The following is a 404-nucleotide window of genomic DNA, read 5'->3' on the forward strand; positions in this document are numbered from 1 at the left end:
GACGCCGTCGAGCGAGCCTCCCGCGGTCACGACCGCGGACGTGGAGCGCCGGGTCGTGACCGTCGCCGACGCGGACGCCACGCCCGACGTGGTCGGCGCGACCGAGGAGCTCGGCCTGACGATGCTCGACGCGGCCCCGCGCGAGGGCAACGTCGTCGTGTCGCCGGCGAGCGCCGTCGTCGCCCTGTCCATGCTCGCGGAGGGCGCGCGCGGCGAGACCGCCGCGTCCCTCGACGCTGCGCTCGGCGCGACCGGGCAGGACCGGACCGACGCCGTCAACGCCCTGCTCGCGGCGCTCCAGACCTACGACGGCGACCCCGCCCTCGTGCAGAAGGACGAGCTCCCGAAGACCCCGCTCGTTCACGTCGCGAACCAGGTCGTCCTCGACGACCAGGCCCAGGTCC

At 75.7% G+C, this 404-nt stretch carries 1 protein-coding gene; it reads left to right on the forward strand.

The features are described from left to right. Positions 1-55: 55 nt before the first annotated feature. The coding region (locus G3I78_RS49910) for a serpin family protein (RefSeq protein WP_343244051.1) at positions 56-404 on the forward strand (349 nt) is incomplete at its 3' end.

It is taken from the genome of Streptomyces sp. SID13726 (assembly GCF_010548375.1).
Taxonomy (GTDB): domain Bacteria; phylum Actinomycetota; class Actinomycetes; order Streptomycetales; family Streptomycetaceae; genus Streptomyces.